Raw genomic sequence first — 17,611 nt, 5'->3', positions numbered from 1 at the left:
CCGGGAGCATAGATAACTATGTGACCGGGGTGAGTGAGTGCAGCCAACAAAGAGGCAGCTTGAAAGATAACGGGTATAATTGCTTTAATGAGAAAAGGTCATTGATTATTATTCCAACTTTGGTTGCGCTATTTGGAATAGAGACCAAAACTGATTATCAGATATCTTTATTTTTATATTGTTTATGAGTTATTTTTCTGGGTAAATGAGAGTCTATCCTAATTAGGTATAATTATTGCAGGTAGTTAATCGGAGTGCATTTTTTGATATATGTTTTTTTCGGGGGATTTTGAATGTAAATTTAATTACTCGTGAAATATAAATTAAGAATAATTTTAAATATATATACCTAATAGATTTCGAGTTGCATCGCGACGGCAAGGGAACGAATCCCCGGGAGCATAGATAACTATGTGACCGGGGTGAGTGAGTGCAGCCAACAAAGAGGCAGCTTGAAAGATAACGGGTATAAAAATAATTAATTTGGTTTCGGTGGTAATAATGCCATTACTTTGTTTGGCAAGATGACTTGATTCCACTTAATATAAAATAGGCTATTAGTATAAAGTGTATAGTTTTATTTTTATAAAAAAATAACAATTTGGAGGTGAAGAAAATGGTTATATTAGGTATCAGTGGCCTTCCTAATGCTCAACGTTTTCTGCGAGAGAATAATCCAGAGGTGAGTAAATTAGACGAACGTATTTGCCAGGGAGTCGATAGTGCGGCCTGTTTGATTATTGATGGAAAAATTGTTGCGGCGGCGGCGGAAGAGCGCTTTACGGGAGAGAAAGGAACAGGGCGGTTTCCTGCCAATGCTATTAACTATTGTTTAGCGGAAGCAGGGCTTACGCAAGATGATATACAGGTTATTGCCCACGGTTTTAATTATGATAATTATCGCCGATTTTTCATGTCGAATGAAGAATTATTCGAGGCGGTTTTTAGTGGAAAAACCGTGATTAATGCATTAGCTGCTGAGGGATGGCAAAATATTGAATCACGTTTTCAAGGGGTAGATCATCATTTGGCTCATGCGGCATCTTCCTTTTATCCCAGTGGCTTCCCGTCTGCATTGTGTATTATTTCAGACGGTATGGGTGAAACAGAATCCTTAAGTGTTTATCTTGCTAAAGATCAACAATTCCAGAAATTGTACAGTCAGCCAATTAGTTCTTCATTAGGAATATTTTATTCTATCTGTACCCGGTTCCTTGGCTTTGTATTTAATCGTGATGAATATAAAGTCATGGGACTTGCTGCGTATGGTAATCCTGAACGATACCGCGATATTTTCAATGAATTAGCTCAATTCGATGCAGAGAGCGGAACAATACAGATAAACTGGTTACCGCAAGCATTTGACAATGCGGAATATGGTTTTCCCGCTGCAATGGCACAACTGAGCGATATGTTTGGTTTGACGCTGAGAAATGAAGATGACAGTTTGCTAGATGTTCATCAGGATTTTGCTGCCGGATTACAGGAAAAATTTACACTGCTGCTGAAACAGTTAGTGACCTATTGGCTGCGAAAAACGGGTGAAACATCACTTTGCCTTGCTGGCGGATCGTTCTTAAACTGCAAAGCAAACCAAGTCCTTTGTCAGCTTGATGGTGTGGAAAACGTCTTTGTTCAACCGGCATCGGGGGATGATGGTTCGGCTTTGGGCGCTGCGCTTTTTGTGGCTGGTGGATACCAAAATGGCACAGATCCTTGCTTTAATCCTTACCTCGGTCCTCGTTTCTCCACCGATGAAGTCCGTAATGTATTATTCCGACATGGCGGTAATGCAGGAATGAAATGGCGTTATTTGGGACTGAATGATGATTATTTTGCTTCTGCGGCTAAAGATATCGCAGAAGATAAAATTATTGCCTGGTTCCATGATCGAATGGAATTTGGCCCAAGGGCACTTGGCAACCGTTCGATTTTAGCTCTGCCAGCAGGTGAAAGAATCAAGGATAGAATTAACAGTACAGTGAAATTCCGAGAGGCATTCCGTCCATTTGCCCCGGCAATTTTGGATGAGGATTGCGACACTATTTTTGAGACACGTAATTTAATGCCGACTCGATATATGCTTTGCACCGCCAAAGTAAAACCAGAAATGATGGCGGCAGTGTCAGGTATTGTTCATGCTGATGGAACGGCGCGTATTCAGCTTGTTGAACGTACTATTAACGCAACTTTTTGGCGATTGCTAAAAGAGGTACAACAGATAACCGGTTATGGTTGTCTGGTAAATACTTCATTTAACGTTAGGGGACAGCCGCTTATTATGTCACCGGAGCTTGCAATAGAGACGTTTTTGAAAACTTCACTGGACAAGCTTTATATTGAGGGATTTGTCGTATGGAAAGAATAATGCTAATGGCGTCCTGATTAAAATGTCAGTTAATTAATTTTTGGATCAAATGTGTTTCTTTATCATTTTAAAAGAATATCTGGAGAGGATATTTGATGATATGGGAACACATCTTTTCTATTTGCAAAACAGAGATTGCTTATTGGGCACTCTACCCTATGGATTTCAAGATGCATCGCGACGGCAAGGGAGCGAATCTCCGGGAACATAGATAACGTTGAGTAAGTGATGGGGGTTTAGTAACGGTATATCAATATGCTATCATGATATAGAATTGATATACATTGTTTTGGCATGACTCGGAGAACACACCATGCACAATACCCAAGGAAAAACCATAGCCAGTTTTTTGATCCGCTTACGTAATCAGGATACGCCCACTGGGATTAGCGCCGGGACGCTCGATGAACTGGTTAAAGTCACTGGTATGAGTAAAACTGAGATCGCACACCTTGCCTTGCGCAACTTTGCAGACCGCTACCTACCGCACTACGAGAAAGATGACGGACCATTGAGCAATGAGCAAATCTATACTATCCGTGAGGCGAGCGTAGCTAGCGACATCAAGGATGATAATTTCACTCAACGCCTGTTCTGATCGAGAGGCAACGAATGGCACAGCAGCACAAAACGATCAGGTTTACTCCCCTTGCCACTGTCGGCAGCATTGTGTGGTGCCGGTTTCCTGAAAGCGCCGGGACACCGGGACCGAAACCTCGACCAGCGCTAGTAATCGCTGTATCCCCTACTGATCACGCGGTGATTGTGGTCTACGGCACCTCGCAGAAAACCCATCAGATTTACCCTGGCGAATTTCTTATTCAGACAACAGACATCGACCCTCCATCGTAGGTATATACAAATAAAAATCTCAGGTATTTTTAACTTGAGCTCTTCTTCTATAAATCTGCCGGTGAAAAGCAGCATTGCTATTTAATGTATTCTGTCGATATTTGTGAAATAATACTCAGGCTAATAATTTATATAAATATTATCACGCATAGAGAAGAGCGTGACTCTTTTGATTTAAACTTTTCATTAACAAATCTTGTTGATATGAAAATTTTACTTTGCTATTTTAATAGGTATTAAAACTGAAATAGGAATTATATTGACGATCCATTCAGTCAGATTAATAGCCTTGAGCAGAAAATTTAGCTTATTATCATAATTATGTCGAAAGTTACAGGTCAGGAACCACGTAGTCAGAATCTGATTTTCTATATATTTGTTATTTACATCGTCATAACACAAAAATATATACCCTATGGATTTCAAGATGCATTGCGACGGCAAGGGAGAGAATCCCCGGGAGCATAGATAACTATGTGACTGGGGTGAGCGAGTGCAGCCAACAAAGAGGCAACTTGAAAGATGACGGGTATAATAAGCAAGTATTGGTACAACCAGTTCGCAAGATGGTTAAACAGCAACTTAAATTGAAATTACCTTATTAAATGGATGGCAAATATGACTAAAAAAATTTCATTCATTATTAACGGTCAAGTCGAAAGCTTTCCCGAAAGTGATGATTTAGTGCAATCCATTAACTTTGGTGATAATAGTGTTTACTTACCAATATTGAATGATGCTCACGTAAAAAACATTATTGATTACAATAAAGATAATAAATTACGGTTGCATAACATTATCAATTTTCTCTATACGGTAGGGCAAAGATGGAAAAATGAAGAATATTCAAGACGCAGGACATATATTCGTGACCTGAAAAAATATATGGGATATTCCGAAGCAATGGCTAAGCTAGAGGCCAACTGGATATCTATGATCTTGTGTTCTAAAGGTGGTCTTTATGATGTTGTAAATAATGAGCTTGGTTCTCGCCATATCATGGATGAATGGTTACCTCAGGATGAAAGTTATATTAGAGCTTTTCCGAAAGGTAAGTCTGTACATCTGTTGGCTGGTAATGTCCCATTATCGGGTATAATGTCTATATTACGCGCAATTTTAACTAAGAATCAATGCATTATAAAAACCTCATCCTCCGATCCTTTTACAGCTAATGCATTAGCGTTAAGCTTTATTGATGTAGACCCTAATCATCCGATAACGCGCTCTTTGTCTGTCGTATATTGGCAACATCAAGGGGATACATCACTCGCAAAAGAAATTATGCAACATGCGGATGTTATTGTCGCTTGGGGAAGGGAAGATGCGATTAATTGGGCTGTAAAGCATGCACCACCTTATATTGACGTAATTAAATTTGTCTCTAAGAAGAGCTTCTGCATTATTGATGACCCTGCTGACTTGACGTCCGCAGCGACAGGTGCGGCTCATGATATTTGTTTTTACGATCAACGAGCTTGTTTTTCCACCCAAAACATATACTACATGGGAAGTCATTATGAAGAATTTAAGCTAGCGTTGATAGAAAAACTTAATCTATATGCGCATATATTACCAAACGCCAAAAAAGATTTTGATGAAAAGGCGGCCTATTCTTTAGTTCAAAAAGAGAGCTTGTTTGCTGGATTAAAAGTAGAGGCTGATGCTCATCAGCGCTGGATGATTATTGAGTCAAATGCGGGTGTGGAACTTAATCAACCACTTGGCAGATGTGTGTACCTTCATCATGTCGATAATATTGAGCAAATATTGCCTTATGTTCAAAAAAATAGGACGCAAACCATCTCTATTTTTCCTTGGGAATCAGCATTTAAATATCGGGACGAATTAGCATTAAGAGGTGCGGAAAGGATTGTAGAAGCAGGAATGAATAACATATTTCGAGTGGGTGGATCTCATGACGGCATGAGACCGTTACAACGATTAGTGACATATATTTCTCATGAAAGGCCATCTAACTATACTGCTAAGGATGTTGCAGTTGAAATAGAACAGACTCGATTCTTGGAAGAAGATAAGTTCCTTGTATTTGTCCCGTAATAGGTAAAAAGTATGGAAAATGAATCCAAATATAAAACCATCGACCATGTTATTTGTGTTGAAGGAAATAAAAAAATTCATGTTTGGGAAACACTGCCAGAAGAAAGCAGCCCAAAGAGAAAGAATACCATTATTATTGCGTCGGGCTTTGCCCGAAGGATGGATCACTTTGCTGGTCTGGCGGAATATTTATCGCGGAATGGGTTTCATGTGATTCGCTATGATTCACTTCACCACGTTGGGTTGAGTTCAGGGACAATTGATGAATTTACAATGTCTATAGGAAAACAGAGCCTATTAGCAGTGGTTGATTGGTTAACTACACGAAAAATAAATAACCTCGGTGTGTTAGCTTCAAGCTTATCTGCACGGATAGTTTATGCAAGTCTATCTGAAATTAATGTTTCGTTTTTAATCACCGCAGTCGGTGTTGTTAACTTAAGATATACTCTTGAAAGAGCTTTAGGATTTGATTATCTCAGTTTACCCATTGATGAATTGCCGAATAATTTAGATTTTGAAGGCCATAAATTGGGTGCTGAAGTCTTTGCGAGAGATTGCCTTGATTTTGGCTGGGAAGATTTAACTTCTATAATCAATAGCATGATGTATCTTGATATACCGTTTATTGCTTTTACTGCAAATAACGACAATTGGGTAAAGCAAGATGAAGTTATCACATTGTTATCAAATATTCGTAGTAATCGATGCAAGATATATTCTTTGCTAGGAAGCTCGCATGACTTGGGTGAAAACTTAGTGGTCCTGCGCAATTTTTATCAATCGGTTACGAAGGCCGCTATCGCAATGGATAATGATCGTCTGGATATTGATGTTGATATTATTGAACCATCATTTGAACATCTAACTATTGCGACAGTCAATGAACGCCGAATGAAAGTTGAGATTGAAAATCAAGCAATTTCGCTGTCTTAAAACCTATTGGGATAGATATATACCTAATAGATTTCGAGTTGCATCGCGACGGCAAGGGAGCGAATCCCCGGGAGCATAGATAACTATGTGACCGGGGTGAGTGAGTGCAGCCAACAAAGAGGCAGCTTGAAAGATAACGGGTATAGTTAATTCTATCACTCAAATAGCAATATAAGGACTCTCTATGAAGTTTGGAAACTTTTTGCTTACATACCAACCCCCCCAATTTTCTCAAACAGAGATAATGAAACGTTTGGTTAAATTAGGCCGCATTTCTGAGGAGTGTGGTTTTGATACTGTATGGTTACTGGAGCATCATTTCACGGAGTTTGGTTTGCTTGGTAATCCTTATGTCGCTGCTGCGTATTTACTTGGTGCAACCAAAAAATTGAATGTAGGGACTGCCGCTATTGTTCTTCCCACGGCTCATCCAGTGCGCCAACTTGAAGATGTGAATTTATTGGATCAAATGTCAAAAGGACGATTTAGGTTTGGTATTTGTCGGGGGCTTTACAACAAAGACTTTCGCGTATTTGGCACAGATATGAATAACAGTCGTGCTTTAACGGAGTGCTGGTACGGGTTGATAAAAAATGGAATGACAGAGGGATATGTGGAAGCTGACAATGAACATATCAAGTTCCATAAGGTAAAAGTAAACCCGACGGCATATAGCAAAGGTGGAGCACCTGTTTATGTGGTGGCTGAATCAGCCTCGACTACTGAGTGGGCCGCTCAATTTGGTTTACCGATGATATTAAGTTGGATTATAAATACTAACGAAAAGAAAGCACAACTTGAGCTCTATAACGAGGTGGCTCAAGAATATGGGCACGATATTCATAATATCGACCATTGCTTATCATATATAACATCTGTAGATCATGACTCAACTAAAGCGAAAGAAATTTGCCGGAATTTTTTGGGGCATTGGTATGATTCTTATGTGAATGCCACGACCATTTTTGATGATTCAGATCAAACAAGAGGTTATGATTTCAATAAAGGACAGTGGCGTGATTTTGTATTAAAAGGACATAAAAATACTAATCGCCGCATTGATTACAGTTACGAAATTAATCCCGTAGGAACCCCGCAAGAATGCATTGACATAATTCAAAAAGACATTGACGCTACAGGAATATCAAATATTTGTTGTGGGTTTGAAGCTAATGGAACAGTAGATGAAATTATTACCTCCATGAAGCTATTCCAGTCTGATGTTATGCCGTTTCTTAAAGAAAAACAACGATCGCTATTATATTAGCTAAGGAAAAAGAAATGAAATTTGGATTATTCTTCCTTAACTTGATCAATTCAACAACTGTTCAAGAACAAAGTATAGTTCGCATGCAGGAAATATCGGAGTATGTCGATAAGTTGAATTTTGAACAGATTTTGGTGTCTGAAAATCATTTTTCAGATAATGGTATTGTCGGTGCCCCTCTGACTGTTTCTGGTTTTTTGCTCGGTTTAACAGAAAAAATTAAAATTGGTTCATTGAATCACATCATTACAACTCATCATCCTGTCCGAATAGCGGAGGAAGCTTGCTTATTGGATCAGTTAAGTGAAGGGAGATTTATTTTAGGGTTTAGTGATTGCGAAAAAAAAGATGAAATACACTTTTTTAATCGCCCTGTTGAATATCAACAGCAACTATTTGAAGAGTGTTATGAAATCATTAACGATGCTTTAACTACAGGCTATTGTAATCCAGATAACGACTTTTATAGTTTCCCAGAAATATCTGTAAATCCCCATGCTTATACGCCAGGTGGGCCTCGGCAATATGTGACAGCAACGAGTTATCATGTTGTTGAGTGGGCGGCCAAAAAAGGCATTCCTCTCATCTTTAAGTGGGATGATTCCAATGATGTTAGACATGAATATGCTGAAAGATACAAAGCCGTTGCTGATAAATATGGCGTTGATCTGTCAGCGATAGACCATCAGTTAATGATATTAGTTAACTATAACGAAGATAGTAAGAAAGCTAAACAAGAGACGCGGGCATTTATAAATGATTATGTTCTTGAAATGCACCCTAATGAAAATTTCGAAAATAAACTTGAAGAGATAATGACAGAAAACGCGGTTGGAAATTATATGGAATGTATAACTTCGGCTAAGTTGGCAATTGAAAAGTGCGGTGCAAAAAGTGTATTGCTATCCTTTGAACCAATGAATGACTTGATGCACCAAAAAAACGTAATCAATATTGTTAATGATAATATTAAAAAGTACCACATGGAATATACCTAATAGATTTCGAGTTGCAGCGAGGCGGCAAGTGAACGAATCCCCAGGAGCATAGATAACGATGTGACTGGGGTGAGTGAAAGCAGCCAACAAAGCAGCAGCTTGAAAGATGAAGGGTATAAAAGAGTATGACAGCAGTGCTGCCATACTCTCTAATATTATTTGGAGGGGTAAAACAGGTATGACTTCATGTGTTGATAAACAAGAAATCACCGCAAGTTCAGAAATTGATGATTTGATTTTTTCGAGCGATCCATTAGCTTGGTCTTATGATGAACAGGAAAAAATCAGAAAGAAACTTGTGCTTGATGCATTTCGTAATCACTATAAACATTATCAAGAATACCGTCACTACTGTCAGGTACACAAAGTCGATGACAATATTACGGAAATTGATGACATACCTGTATTCCCAACATCAGTTTTTAAGTTTACTCGCTTATTAACTTCTCAGGAGAACGAGATTGAAAGTTGGTTTACCAGTAGCGGCACGAGTGGTTTAAAAAGTCAGGTGGCGCGTGACAGACTAAGTATTGAGAGACTCTTAGGTTCTGTGAGTTATGGTATGAAATATGTTGGTAGCTGGTTTGATCATCAAATGGAGTTGGTCAACTTGGGACCCGATAGATTTAATGCTCATAACATTTGGTTTAAATATGTTATGAGCTTGGTGGAATTGTTATATCCTACGACATTTACCGTAACAGAAGAACGAATAGATTTTGTTAAGACACTGAATAGCCTTGAACGAATAAAAAATCAAGGGAAAGATATTTGTCTTATCGGTTCGCCATACTTTATTTATTTGCTCTGCCATTATATGAAAGATAAAAATATCTCATTTTATGGGGATAAACGCCTTTATATCATAACGGGGGGCGGCTGGAAAAATTACGAAAAAGAATCCCTGAAACGTGATGATTTCAATCATCTTTTATTTGACACTTTCAACCTCAGTGATATTAGTCAGATCCGAGATATATTTAATCAAGTTGAACTCAACACTTGTTTCTTTGAAGATGAAATGCAGCGTAAACATGTTCCGCCGTGGGTATATGCGCGAGCACTTGATCCTGAAACGTTGAAGCCTGTACCTGATGGAACGCCTGGTTTGATGAGTTATATGGATGCGTCATCAACGAGTTATCCAGCCTTTATTGTTACCGATGATGTCGGGATAATTAGCAGAGAATATGGTAAGTATCCTGGTGTACTCGTTGAGATTTTACGTCGCGTCAATACGAGGACACAGAAAGGGTGTGCTTTAAACTTAATCGAAGCATTTGATAGTTGATGTCCTTTGCCCAATGCTTTCGAGGTAAATATATTGCTGTTTTGTCGAGCCCTGTTCTAGGGTTCTCGACTTTCCCGGCGTTGGGGTATATACAAGTAAAAAGGTCGGATATTTATGAGCTAACCTCAAACACTGGATAAAAATGACAGCACGGTAGCCGACCCTTATCAAAATATGTTGAAAGTATGGGTTTTGAAAAATATTTTGACGAATATTGGCATGATGAATATTGGTGTAAAGATAATGTCCTCATAAATATAAAACAAAATGTTACGAAGCGTACCATTTTGTTTTTAGTTGAGAAGAATTAAATTACAGTCTCAATCCCCGTACCTATTTTGAACTGAACTTATGGGTATTCACCCTATTAATGCTTTAGCTTTTGCTCTGACCTCGGCTAAAATATCATCAGAAACTTTACCTTTCTTTATGGCGTTACGTTTCCTCCAGTCAAGGCTTTTTACTTGATCGGAAAGCACAACATTGTCGGGGTTTCTACTAATTACAACCTCAAAGGGATAATCTTTAATTTTTGTTGTCATAGGGCAACATAGCATCAGCCCTATTCGACCGTTATAAGCCGCAGGACTTAGTACAAGAGCGGGGCGATGTCCGGCATGTTCACGCCCCGTTTGCGGGTCAAAATCAAGCCAAATAATATCTCCCATATCAGGAATATAGCGATTAATCACTTATAATATTTCCTTTCCTACGGGGGCGCCGAAATCTACCTCAGCATGAATATTTTCATCTTTTATGCCAGCCAATAACGCATCAAGGTTATATTCTTTTGCTTTGACAGGAACAATAACTACTTTTCCATCTTCTACAGAAATATTAACGGTATCATCAACACTTAAAGACGCCATTTTCATAACAGCTATGGGCAGCCTTACTGATGGGCTATTTCCCCATTTTTTAATAGTCACTTGAGGCATGATTTATTCTCTCCATAAGTATGTATCTTCAATGTATATACTGTACATTTCTGGATAAAAAAATCAACATTGTTGATACAATATGTAAGATGAATGATAGTGATTCAGGGTAATAATGTGGTTAGCGTGTGTTTTCATAAGGTTGGTGTCTAACATTTGGGAGCAGTTCAGTAAACCTGAACTCAGGTTGTTGACTTTTAAGTATGAGATAAATGGACAGGTTTAAATAACAGAGTCAGTTTGGAAATATCAACTGTCTTTTCTGCTTTATCAAGGCTATAAGTTTCTTGCAGTTTCAGTCACAACCGTGGAGAGCTACCAAGTACTTTTGATAGTTTTATTGCCATCTCTGGTGTGACTGCTGCTTTACACGACACTAAAAGCCCAGGTAGTTAACCTGAGCTTCTCTTCAATTCTGGCGGTGAGGGAGGGATGGATTCGCTGCGCTCACCCTACGGGCCGCCTTTGGCGGTCCAAAACGGCAAGCCGTTTTGTCGAACCCAGTTCGAGGGTTCTCGACCCTCCCTGCATTGGGGGTATATATAAGCAAAAAGCCCAGGTAGTTAACCTGAGCTTCTCTTCAATTCTGGCGGTGAGGGAGGGATGGATTCGCTGCGCTCACCCTGCGGGCCGCCTTTGGCGGTCCAAAACGGCAAGCCGTTTTGTCGAACCCAGTTCGAGGGTTCTCGACCCTCCCTGCATTGGGGGTATATATAAGTAAAAAGCCCAGGTAGTTAACCTGAGCTTCTCTTCAATTCTGGCGGTGAGGGAGGGATTCGAACCCTCGATACGTTTTCACGTATACACACTTTCCAGGCGTGCTCCTTCAGCCTCTCGGACACCTCACCGTCTTTTTTTTATTCCAGCAACTTCGTTTAATATCATCGCTGCAACGGGGCGCTACTATAGGGAAAAGCGTTATAAGCGTCAATACTCTTCTGATATTTTTCTTTGGTTTTTTGATTGGTTAGCTAAATAAGAGTCAATTCGGTGAATTGATATCCACCTGATGTCGCTGAAATAGAAAATGTACAAGTCCTTTGATAAGAAAAAAATGAATTCGTTAACTACTTAACATTCTCAAAATTTTCGTAATGATGATTAGCAAAGGGTCTTGCAACCTACTGTCAATCAGATAACCCTGTGTGAAAAAATAAGATGAGGATAAATAGTCGTGGAGATTATCTTTTACCACCCCTTTTTTGATGCTGTTCAGTGGATTCAAGGTATGCAGCAACGATTGCCCAATATTAATATCCGCCAATGGAAACGCGGCGATAATAGGCATGCGGATTATGCAATGGTTTGGGTTCCTCCCTATGAGATGTTGGCAAATCGCTCTGGATTGAAGGGGGTTTTTGTTTTAGGGGCAGGAGTAGAGGCGATTTTAAAGCAGGAACAGCAAAAACCAGGGATGTTACCCATGGGTGTGCCGTTAATGCGGCTTGAAGATGCTGGTATGGGGCTGCAAATGCAGGAGTATGTAGTAGCAACGGTTTTACATTATTTGCGGCGCATGGATGAGTATAAGCTGCAACAAGGGCTGAGGATGTGGAAACAACTCGAACCTCATGATCGCAAAGATTTTGTTGTGGGCGTGTTGGGCGCCGGTGTTCTGGGGCGCAGTGTTGCGCAGACGTTAGTTGAATTGGGCTTTACTGTGCGTTGCTGGAGCCGTACGCCAAAACAGGTTAATAATGTAGTTAGCTTTCACGGTGAAGATCAATTGGGCGATTTTCTTTCCGCGAGTAAAGTTCTGATTAATTTGCTGCCTGATACACCAAAAACCCGTGGTATTCTGAATTTATCGCTGTTTAGCCAGCTAAAACCAAAGTCATATCTGATTAATATCGCGCGAGGTGCTCATTTAGTAGACCATGATCTGTTGGTGGCGATTGATAAAGGTTATATCGCCGGGGCTTCATTGGATGTGTTTGTTGAGGAACCATTACCAGAGATGCACCCGTTTTGGACTCACCCCCGTATAACGGTGACGCCACATATTGCGGCTATTACTATTCCTGATATTGCTATGGATACGATTAGTGAAAATATTCGACGAATTGAAAAAGGGGAATTACCAACTAGCGTTGTGGATATAAAACTAGGATATTAATAACGTCTCTTTACAGTAGGGGCTGCTATTGGAGACAATAATGGCAAAATTGCTATTTATTTGGAAACTGAGATGAATGAATTTTCAATAGTCTGCCGTATTTTAGGGACTTTATTTAATCGTCAACCGCAAGACCCGATTCTGAAACCACTTCTGACGATGATTGTAGAAGGTAAATTGAAGCAATCATGGCCATTGGAGCAAGATGTGTTGTTGGATCGTTTGCAACAAAACTGCGACCTATCCGCAATGCAAGCTGATTATATAACACTGTTTTATGGAGATAATGCTAGTGTACCAGGCCGCCGTTCTGACTATACCGGGGAGAGTGAAAACGATATTCGTCAATTTCTGACTGAACGAGGAATGCCATTGTCAGATGGGCCAGTCGATCAGTTTGGTTCTCTGTTATTAGGTGCTTCATGGTTGGAAGATCAGGCAGCAGAAGATGAGGTTCAGGGGCAAATTGTGCTGTTTGATGAATATTTGCTGCCGTGGTGTGGGCAATTCTTGGGGAAAGTGGAAGCCCATGCAATAACCGGTTTCTACCGGACATTAGCAATGATTACCCGTGAAGCGTTGCAGGCGTTAAGAGAAGAACTGGATTCTTAATTTTTAAATGATAAAAAGGCAAATAATTTCGAATTATTTGCCTTTTTGCGATATCTTGATGAAAATTATTTATCGGTCAGCATAATAACTAATTTGCCAGGTTTGACTTCTAACTTTTTTACTAATGTTTTAGCTGCGGCTTCAGCTTTACTATGATCTGCCTTTATTACATAAACAGGATGAATATCAAAGAAAGCGCTGAGTGATTTATTCAGATAAGGGACTAGTGCGTTAATCGGTTTTTCCATTTTTTCCGGTGTGACTTGGTAATCAACGATTTCCAACTCTTTCAGAAAAATAGCGCCTTTTTCCTGATTAAAAACAGGTTGTGCTTTCAGGGTGAGTTTCATGTCGGCTTTTGCCGGGCCAAGCAGGGAGGTAATATTTACATTTGCACGGCCAGTTAATGCTATTTTGTCTGGTTCTGTTCGACCAATTTGGCTGGATAGTTCTGTCAATTCAATATCCGCATTGGCAATACCATGTAATTCGATCTGTTTCTGGTAATGGACGTGTTTTGCTAGATAACCATTAATTAACTCTTCGCTGATACTGATATCTTTGAACTGATCGCAACCACTGATTAACCCCGCTAGCAGCAATACTGCCCCCAAGAAAAATTTTCTCATATCGACTCCTTTATTTTGGAGGGCAGATTTTACCTCATTAATTGCCACTCAGCATGGCAGATTCAATTTTACGTTGGTTAAATTGACGGTGCAGGGCATACAGCGTTATCAAGCCAATAATCCCAAGCAGAAACCAGGGCAATTGCGGAATATTCAGCGCATGGCCGGTGTCATATAACCAGCCACCGCCGGTATAACCCAAGGCGCCACCCAATGCCAGACCAAGACGGCTGAATCCCATATAACTACCACGCGCACGTGGATCAGCTAATGAAGCACTTAATGTCTCACGGGCAGGTTCAGCGGTGATGGTACCGAGATAGAACAGGCAAATAAGGCCAAACAAGGTATTTATTTCACCAATCAAGCCGACTGGGAACATACTCAGGCTCATCAGGAAAAGCCCGGCCATTAGACGCTGTTCTAGCCGGAATCGTTTTTCGCTCCAACGGGCGATCGGATACAGTAAAGTGAGCGATAGGGTTGCTTCAATTGCGTACATCCATTTTACCGCAGCGGGTGTTCCGGCGATTTCATTGACGATAATCGGAAACATCAACATCACCTGGACAGACAGCATAAAGTAGCCGGTCAACGTCAATACATAGGTGAAGAAGCGACGATCTTTAATAACGCGCTCCATCCCTTCCCAGATGGGGGTGCGAGTAGTAGAAATCCGATAGGCAGGGAGGAATAATGCATTCCAGATGGCGGCCAGAACAAAAACACCGGCACCTGTCCAGCAGACAAGTTGGAAATCATATTGCAGCAGCCAGCTACCAATCAGTGCGCCGATAACTGCACCGGCGCTGTCCTGCATCAACAGCAGCGAGAAGAAACGGCCACGCTCGTGCGGTCGGGTTAGTTTGATGACCAGTGCGGTCCGGGGAGGATCAAATAAAGTCCCCCCCAGCGCGGATAATATGCAGGCAAGCCACAGTATCCACGGTTCGGTGGCTAAGGCGATTAAAGCAAAACCAAGAGCGCGTAACAGCATGCCGGTGACGATCATCGGCTTCGCGCCAAAACGGTCTGCAATTGCACCACCGAAAATGCCTAAACCCTGTTGTACAAACTGACGTAAACCCAGCGCAAAACCGACAACCAGCGCGGCCCAACCCAGTTGCTCAACAAAATGTATTGATATTAGAGGAAATACGACGAAGAAACCCAGAACGACCAGCAAGTTATCGAATAACAGGAAGTACTTACCCAGGCTGCGTGCTTGTGAAACCAGTGACATTGCTCACCATTGGAGTAGTAAGAAGAGAGGACAATATATACCCGTTATCTTTCAAGCTGCCTCTTTGTTGGCTGCACTCACTCACCCCGGTCACATAGTTCTCTATGCTCCCGGGGATTCGCTCCCTTGCCGTCGCGATGCAACTCGAAATCTATTAGGTATAGTTGCTTTATATTCTGTCCTTAATTCGAACATTAGGATAGTGAATTATGGATAATATTTTTTTGTCGTAAAGTAATGACTGGAAGCTGTTTTTTACAGATAAATAGCTTAAATTCTTAACGGATAAATTAACATAGTTAGGGAGAAATAATGTTTGGTTATCGTTCCACTTTACCGAAAGTTCGTCTGATCACGGAACGAATGGTGGTGCGTTTGGTGTACGAGAGGGATGCTTATCGTTTGGCTGAGTACTATTCAGAAAATCACGAATTTCTTAAACCTTGGGAGCCGACCAGAGATAAAAGTCATTGCCAGCCTTCCGGTTGGATAAACCGATTGAATTTAATCATAGAAATGCAAAGACAGAGTGCGGCTTTTCATTTTCTGCTGCTTGATCCAAATGAGAGTGAAGTTATTGGTGTTGCTAATTTCAGTAATATTCTGCGTGGTGCTTTTCATGCCTGTTATTTGGGATATTCGCTTGGTGAAAAGTGGCAGGGAAAAGGGTTGATGCATGAAGCTTTACAACCCGCTATCCGTTATATGCAACGTCAACAGGGAATGCATCGGATTATGGCTAATTATATGCCGGATAATCATCGTAGTGGGAAGTTGTTGGAACGATTGGGTTTTGAACGTGAAGGTTATGCCAAGAAATACCTGATGATCAATGGAGTTTGGCAGGATCACGTATTAACCGCATTGACAGATGAAAAATGGCGTGGAAAAAGTTGATTATTACGCTGTACTGTCACCAAATAAAGTAAAGCAAGTTAGTAATGATGAATTAAATCACCGTTAAAAATCTGCTTTCCCCACACCTTATTTTTGACCCTTTTTTAAGGACTGATTTTAATTTATTGATTTTTAATGAAATATTTTTTCTCTTGAAAAAAAGGGTTTTTTCGTTGTTTTATTAATATATGCTTTAACTGTCAGCAGGTTAAAGTTAATATGTAACAAAGTTCACTGCCGTATAGGCAGCTTAGAAAAAGCAAGAAAAGAATGAAGAAAAATATTCCAAGTTCACTGCCGTACAGGCAGCTTAGAAAATGAGTCATACCCGTTACGAAACTGATGTGGTCGCTTGGGCGAATGAGCAAGCAGCTTTATTGCGTGCAGGTAAATTATCTGAGATCGATATAGTTAATATTGCCGAGGAAATTGAGGACGTGGGTAAGAGTGAAAAACGTGAACTAGCAAGTCGGATGGCAGTTTTGTTGTCCCATCTTTTGATGTGGCAATTCCAGCCTAGGCGTCGTGGTTCAAGTTGGCAACGAACTATCAAAGAGCAGAGAAAAGCACTGGCATTGCATATAAAAGAGACACCCAGCTTGAAAAGCACAATTGCTGATGAAAACTGGTTTGCGAAAGTTTGGGCTGATGCAGTTTCTTCCGCTGTCGATGAAACAGGACTGGATATGTTCCCGGATGAATGTATCTGGAATATAAATCAGATCTTTTCTCAAGAGTTCTATCCTGAGTAAGCTTCAATGAGTTGACTTATTTAACGCACTGACTTCGATTGGTGCGTTTTTTAAAGTGGCTATTCGAGCTTTTTGTAGTAAGGCTAGTTGCAAGGTGCCATCATCTAGGCCAAATACAATGTTGCACTGGCGGCTTATAAAGGTTAATGATTTCTAGTGCATAAGCATGAATTTATGTATACTCGCCGCTTTTGTTAACAAAGTGAATAATTAGCCATGAATAATATTGCTGCCTTATCTTTGGCTGCTGTGATGTTTACTAGCGGTTGCGCTACGATTGTGGGTGATAAAACCCAGCATATTCAGGTTGATAGTAATCCATCAGGGTCCACATTCTCCATCAAAGATGAATTAGGTAGGGTTGTTGCTCAAGGGAAAACGCCTCAGGATGTGATTTTGGAAAAGTCTGATGGGGGTTATTTTGGTAAGAAAGACTATCAGGTTACTTTTACTAGAGAGAATTCTGAATCTGTAACGTTACCAATTAAGGCAAGCGCCAATGGTTGGTACATTGGGGGTAATTTTTTATTCGGTGGTTTAATTGGTTGGCTCTTAGTTGATCCATTTAATGGCGGGATGTATACGCTGCATCCAAAAGCAGTGAATGCCCAGTTACCTCAGAAAACAGTGAGTGCTGAATTGCCTCAGAAA

The 17,611-nt window shown here is 40.4% G+C and carries 17 protein-coding genes, 1 tRNA gene, 2 other RNA genes and 1 pseudogene; 14 read left to right on the top strand and 7 right to left on the bottom strand.

Annotation, left to right across the window (positions count from 1 at the left end; all coding sequences use genetic code 11):
- From KZ793_RS11315 to luxE, 9 genes are all read left to right on the top strand, one after another.
- Positions 1–188: hypothetical protein (locus KZ793_RS11315; RefSeq protein WP_225815421.1), on the top strand; the 188-nt coding region annotated here is incomplete at its 5' end.
- Positions 189–616: 428 nt separating this feature from the next.
- Positions 617–2,368: a carbamoyltransferase family protein gene (locus tag KZ793_RS11310; RefSeq protein WP_225815420.1), complete on the top strand. Its 1,752-nt coding sequence runs from the start codon at positions 617–619 to the stop codon at positions 2,366–2,368.
- Between the two features lie 313 nt (positions 2,369–2,681).
- Positions 2,682–2,966, top strand: a complete 285-nt coding sequence (locus KZ793_RS11305; RefSeq protein ID WP_225815419.1) for a hypothetical protein — start codon at positions 2,682–2,684, stop codon at positions 2,964–2,966.
- Positions 2,967–2,980: 14 nt separating this feature from the next.
- Positions 2,981–3,220 carry a type II toxin-antitoxin system PemK/MazF family toxin gene (locus KZ793_RS11300; RefSeq protein WP_225815418.1) on the top strand — a complete coding sequence of 80 codons (240 nt, stop codon included), beginning with the start codon at positions 2,981–2,983 and terminating at the stop codon, positions 3,218–3,220.
- Between the two features lie 618 nt (positions 3,221–3,838).
- Positions 3,839–5,281, top strand: coding sequence for a long-chain-fatty-acyl-CoA reductase LuxC (gene luxC, locus KZ793_RS11295; protein WP_225815417.1), 1,443 nt, complete (start codon positions 3,839–3,841; stop codon positions 5,279–5,281).
- 12 nt (positions 5,282–5,293) lie between these two features.
- Positions 5,294–6,217 carry an acyl transferase gene (locus tag KZ793_RS11290; RefSeq protein WP_225815416.1) on the top strand — a complete coding sequence of 308 codons (924 nt, stop codon included), beginning with the start codon at positions 5,294–5,296 and terminating at the stop codon, positions 6,215–6,217.
- A gap of 184 nt (positions 6,218–6,401) precedes the next feature.
- Positions 6,402–7,484, top strand: coding sequence for a luciferase subunit alpha (gene luxA / locus KZ793_RS11285; protein ID WP_225815415.1), 1,083 nt, complete (start codon positions 6,402–6,404; stop codon positions 7,482–7,484).
- A 14-nt stretch (positions 7,485–7,498) separates the two neighbouring features.
- On the top strand, positions 7,499–8,482 hold the full coding sequence (gene luxB, locus KZ793_RS11280; protein ID WP_225815414.1) for a luciferase subunit beta: 984 nt from the start codon (positions 7,499–7,501) through the stop codon (positions 8,480–8,482).
- A 106-nt stretch (positions 8,483–8,588) separates the two neighbouring features.
- The gene (luxE, locus tag KZ793_RS11275; protein ID WP_225815413.1) at positions 8,589–9,773 is read left to right on the top strand and encodes a long-chain-fatty-acid--protein ligase LuxE; all 1,185 of its coding nucleotides are present in this window, start codon (positions 8,589–8,591) and stop codon (positions 9,771–9,773) included.
- A 359-nt stretch (positions 9,774–10,132) separates the two neighbouring features.
- Here luxE and mazF read toward each other — a convergent pair whose 3' ends face one another.
- From mazF to KZ793_RS11245, 5 genes are all read right to left on the bottom strand, one after another.
- Positions 10,133–10,465: an endoribonuclease MazF gene (gene mazF / locus KZ793_RS11270; protein WP_225815412.1), complete on the bottom strand. Its 333-nt coding sequence runs from the start codon at positions 10,463–10,465 to the stop codon at positions 10,133–10,135.
- Positions 10,466–10,711 (bottom strand): AbrB/MazE/SpoVT family DNA-binding domain-containing protein, encoded by a 246-nt coding sequence (locus KZ793_RS11265; protein ID WP_225815411.1) that lies wholly within the window; start codon positions 10,709–10,711, stop codon positions 10,466–10,468. It abuts the gene before it with no gap.
- Between the two features lie 416 nt (positions 10,712–11,127).
- A non-coding RNA gene (locus KZ793_RS11255) (RtT sRNA) lies at positions 11,128–11,251 on the bottom strand.
- 47 nt (positions 11,252–11,298) lie between these two features.
- A non-coding RNA gene (locus tag KZ793_RS11250) (RtT sRNA) lies at positions 11,299–11,422 on the bottom strand.
- A gap of 47 nt (positions 11,423–11,469) precedes the next feature.
- Positions 11,470–11,559 (bottom strand) — tRNA-Ser (locus KZ793_RS11245).
- A 326-nt stretch (positions 11,560–11,885) separates the two neighbouring features.
- Between KZ793_RS11245 and ghrA the strand changes: the two genes are divergently transcribed.
- The gene (ghrA, locus tag KZ793_RS11240; RefSeq protein ID WP_225815410.1) at positions 11,886–12,827 is read left to right on the top strand and encodes a glyoxylate/hydroxypyruvate reductase GhrA; all 942 of its coding nucleotides are present in this window, start codon (positions 11,886–11,888) and stop codon (positions 12,825–12,827) included.
- Positions 12,828–12,899: 72 nt separating this feature from the next.
- Complete coding sequence (locus KZ793_RS11235; RefSeq protein WP_225815409.1) at positions 12,900–13,439, top strand: TorD/DmsD family molecular chaperone; 540 nt, start codon at positions 12,900–12,902, stop codon at positions 13,437–13,439.
- 65 nt (positions 13,440–13,504) lie between these two features.
- On the opposite strand, the gene KZ793_RS11230 is transcribed toward KZ793_RS11235, so the two are convergent.
- Positions 13,505–14,068, bottom strand: coding sequence for a lipoprotein (locus KZ793_RS11230; RefSeq protein ID WP_225815408.1), 564 nt, complete (start codon positions 14,066–14,068; stop codon positions 13,505–13,507).
- Between the two features lie 37 nt (positions 14,069–14,105).
- Complete coding sequence (mdtH, locus tag KZ793_RS11225) at positions 14,106–15,311, bottom strand: multidrug efflux MFS transporter MdtH (protein WP_225815407.1); 1,206 nt, start codon at positions 15,309–15,311, stop codon at positions 14,106–14,108.
- 312 nt (positions 15,312–15,623) lie between these two features.
- Between mdtH and rimJ the strand changes: the two genes are divergently transcribed.
- From rimJ to KZ793_RS11210, 3 genes and pseudogenes are all read left to right on the top strand, one after another.
- Positions 15,624–16,208 (top strand): ribosomal protein S5-alanine N-acetyltransferase, encoded by a 585-nt coding sequence (rimJ, locus tag KZ793_RS11220; protein ID WP_225815406.1) that lies wholly within the window; start codon positions 15,624–15,626, stop codon positions 16,206–16,208.
- Positions 16,209–16,525: 317 nt separating this feature from the next.
- Positions 16,526–16,960: a DUF29 domain-containing protein gene (locus KZ793_RS11215; RefSeq protein WP_225815405.1), complete on the top strand. Its 435-nt coding sequence runs from the start codon at positions 16,526–16,528 to the stop codon at positions 16,958–16,960.
- Positions 16,961–17,176: 216 nt separating this feature from the next.
- A pseudogene (locus KZ793_RS11210) lies at positions 17,177–17,587 on the top strand (hypothetical protein); the annotation flags it as partial.
- Positions 17,588–17,611: the final 24 nt, after the last annotated feature.

This window comes from Photorhabdus antumapuensis, assembly GCF_020387775.1.
Taxonomy (GTDB): Bacteria; Pseudomonadota; Gammaproteobacteria; order Enterobacterales; family Enterobacteriaceae; genus Photorhabdus; species Photorhabdus antumapuensis.
The sequence above is the reverse complement of the archived record's forward strand: the minus strand, read 5'-3'. Positions and strand labels throughout refer to the sequence as shown.

Coding starts and splice junctions, on each gene's coding strand:
- luxE (WP_225815413.1), top strand. CDS start 8,589: ATGAAGGGTATAAAAGAGTATGACAGCAGTGCTGCCATACTCTCTAAT.
- mdtH (WP_225815407.1), bottom strand. CDS start 15,311: ATGTCACTGGTTTCACAAGCACGCAGCCTGGGTAAGTACTTCCTGTTA.
- KZ793_RS11215 (WP_225815405.1), top strand. CDS start 16,526: ATGAGTCATACCCGTTACGAAACTGATGTGGTCGCTTGGGCGAATGAG.
- luxA (WP_225815415.1), top strand. CDS start 6,402: ATGAAGTTTGGAAACTTTTTGCTTACATACCAACCCCCCCAATTTTCT.
- luxB (WP_225815414.1), top strand. CDS start 7,499: ATGAAATTTGGATTATTCTTCCTTAACTTGATCAATTCAACAACTGTT.
- luxC (WP_225815417.1), top strand. CDS start 3,839: ATGACTAAAAAAATTTCATTCATTATTAACGGTCAAGTCGAAAGCTTT.
- KZ793_RS11265 (WP_225815411.1), bottom strand. CDS start 10,711: ATGCCTCAAGTGACTATTAAAAAATGGGGAAATAGCCCATCAGTAAGG.
- KZ793_RS11310 (WP_225815420.1), top strand. CDS start 617: ATGGTTATATTAGGTATCAGTGGCCTTCCTAATGCTCAACGTTTTCTG.
- KZ793_RS11300 (WP_225815418.1), top strand. CDS start 2,981: ATGGCACAGCAGCACAAAACGATCAGGTTTACTCCCCTTGCCACTGTC.
- KZ793_RS11290 (WP_225815416.1), top strand. CDS start 5,294: ATGGAAAATGAATCCAAATATAAAACCATCGACCATGTTATTTGTGTT.
- KZ793_RS11235 (WP_225815409.1), top strand. CDS start 12,900: ATGAATGAATTTTCAATAGTCTGCCGTATTTTAGGGACTTTATTTAAT.
- KZ793_RS11230 (WP_225815408.1), bottom strand. CDS start 14,068: ATGAGAAAATTTTTCTTGGGGGCAGTATTGCTGCTAGCGGGGTTAATC.
- KZ793_RS11305 (WP_225815419.1), top strand. CDS start 2,682: ATGCACAATACCCAAGGAAAAACCATAGCCAGTTTTTTGATCCGCTTA.
- rimJ (WP_225815406.1), top strand. CDS start 15,624: ATGTTTGGTTATCGTTCCACTTTACCGAAAGTTCGTCTGATCACGGAA.